This window comes from Streptomyces sp. NPDC004031, assembly GCF_053604375.1.
The window spans coordinates 1-2,768 of sequence record NZ_JBSGHL010000136.1; the positions used below are offsets into that span (position 1 = coordinate 1).

The following is a 2,768-nucleotide window of genomic DNA, read 5'->3' on the forward strand; positions in this document are numbered from 1 at the left end:
GTCACCTCGCCGACCGAGTGGCCGCCCACGACGTGCGGGACGACACCGTAGGACCGGGCCAGCGCGAACAGCGCCGACTCCACCGCGAACAGCGCGGCCTGCGTGAACAGTGTCTGGTCCAGACGCCCGTCCTCCCCGCCGAGGACGACGTCCTTGAGCGGGACCGGCAGATGCGCGTCCAGGGCGGTGCACACCTCGTCGAAGGCTTCGGCGAAGACCGGCTGCGTCTCGTACAGTCCGGCGCCCATGCCGGGGCGCTGTGAGCCCTGTCCGGTGAACAGCACCGCCACCCGGCCCTCGCCCGCCACCCGGCCCTCGCCCGCCGCACGGCCCCGCACCACCCCCGGCACCTCAACACCGCCCGCGAGCCCGGCCAGACCCGCCAGCAGCTCATCACGGCCGGACCCCAGCACCACCGCCCGGTCCTCGAACACCGCCCGCGAACCCACCAACGACACTGCCACGTCCACCGGCGACACCTCACCGGCCGACACCACCTCCAGCAGCCGCCCGGCCTGCCCGGCAACCGCACCCCCACCCCGACCCGACACCACCCACGGCACCACCGACGTGGCACTCTCGTCCGGCTCGCCCGCGTCCCCCTCCGACACTTCCTCCGCAGGGGCGGGCGCCTGCTCCAGGATCACGTGCGCGTTCGTCCCGCTGATACCGAAGGACGACACCGCAGCACGCCTCGGACGGTCCACCTCGTCCCATTCCCGGGTCTGCGTCAGCAGCTCCACCGCACCCGAGTCCCACTCCACGATCGGGGAGCGTTCCTCTGCGTGGAGGGTCTGGGGCATGATGCCGTGCTTGATGGCCTGCACCATCTTGATCACGCCTGCGACGCCCGCGGCGGCCTGCGTGTGACCGATGTTCGACTTCACCGACCCCAGCCACAGCGGCCGGTCCTCCGACCGCCCCTGCCCGTACGTCGCCAGCAACGCCTGCGCCTCGATCGGATCGCCCAGGCGCGTACCCGTACCGTGCGCCTCCACCACATCCACATCCGACGACGTCAGGTGGGCGTTCGCCAGCGCCTGACGGATCATGCGCTCCTGGGCGAGACCATTGGGTGCCGTCAGACCGTTCGACGCGCCGTCCTGGTTGACTGCGCTGCCGCGCACCACCGCGAGTACGGGGTGACCGAGACGCTGGGCGTCGGACAGCCGCTCGACCAGCAGCACGCCGACGCCTTCGCCCCAGCCCGTGCCGTCGGCGTCGGCGGAGAACGCCTTGCAGCGGCCGTCCGCCGACAGCCCGCGCTGGCGGCTGAACTCCACGAACATCCCGGGGCTGGACATGACCGTGACGCCACCCGCGACGGCGAGAGTGCATTCGCCCTGTCGCAGTGACTGCCCTGCCAGGTGCAGGGCGACCAGCGAGGACGAGCAGGCCGTGTCGATCGTCACCGCCGGGCCCTCCAGCCCGAAGGTGTAGGCAACGCGGCCGGAGGCGATGCTCGTCGTGCTGCCGGTCAGCATGAAGCCGCTGAGACCCTCGGGAGCCTGGTGCAGGGGCGGGCCGTAGTCGAGAGAGGTCGCACCTACGAACACGCCGGTACGGGTGCCGCGCACGGTGGTGGGGTTGATGCCGGCGCGTTCGAAGGCTTCCCAGGTGGTTTCGAGGAGGAGGCGTTGTTGGGGGTCGCTGGCGGTGGCTTCGCGGGGGCTGATGCCGAAGAATTCGGCGTCGAACTGGTCGGCGTTGTGGAGGAAGCCGCCGTGGCGGGTGTATGAGGTGCCGACGCGTTCCGGGTCGGGGTTGTAGAGGGCTTCGGTGTCCCAGCCGCGGTTGGTGGGGAAGGTGGTGATGGCGTCGGTGCCGTCGGTCACCAGTTTCCACAGGTCTTCGGGGGAGGAGACGTCGCCGGGGTAGCGGCAGGCCATGCCGATGATGGCCAGTGGTTCGTCGTCCGCGGCGGTGGTCGTGGCGGTGGTCGCGGGTGTGCCGGTGGCGGAATCCGACGACGCGGAGCCTGATACCTCGGCGAGCAGATACGCCGCGACGGCATCCGGAGTCGGGTACGCGAAGGTGAAGGTGGTGGGGATCGACAGGCCGGTAGCTGCGACCAGTCGGTTGCGGAACTCGACGGCACCGAGCGAGTCGAAGCCGAGTGCGGCGAAGGGGCGGGTGCCGTCGACGGTCTCCGACGTGACATGTCCGAGCACGAGGGCCACGTTCGTCCGGACGAGTTCGAGGAGGGCCTGCTCCCTTTCCGCGGCCGGGAGTTGCGCGAGGCGGCTCGCGAACGTGTCCGCCGGGGCGGCTGCGTCGGTGCTCGCATCGTCGACGGGTTCGGCGGCGATCACCGAGGTCGGCTGGGCCACCCGGTTCGTGACGTCCGGCCAGTAGCGCTGGTGTTGGAAGGCGTAGGTGGGCAGGTCGGTGGTGCGGCCGCCGGTGAGTGCCGGGGCGTGGTCCCAGGTGATGGGGGTGCCGGTGGTCCACAGGTGGGCGAGGGCGGTGAGGAACGTCTCGTCCTCGGGTTTGCCCTTGCGCAGTGCTGCGACGGCGAGGGCGTCGCTGTTGACGGTGGTGGTGATGTTGGCGGTGAGGACGGGGTCGGGGCCGAGTTCGAGGTAGGCGGTGACGGCGTGGTGGTCGGCCAGGTGCTGGATGCCGTGGTGGAAGCGGACCGTGCCGCGGATGTGGCGGGCCCAGTATTCCGGTGAGGTCAGCTCCCCGGTGGTCGCGAGCACCCCGGTGACGTTGGACAGGACCGGGATCTGCGGGGCCCGGAAGTCCAGGGTCCGGATCTCGCGGGT

At 71.0% G+C, this 2,768-nt stretch carries 1 protein-coding gene; it reads right to left on the reverse strand.

Annotation, left to right across the window (positions count from 1 at the left end; all coding sequences use genetic code 11):
• The coding region (locus tag ACWERV_RS36610) for a beta-ketoacyl synthase N-terminal-like domain-containing protein (RefSeq protein ID WP_452941195.1) at positions 1-2,768 on the reverse strand (2,768 nt) is incomplete at both ends.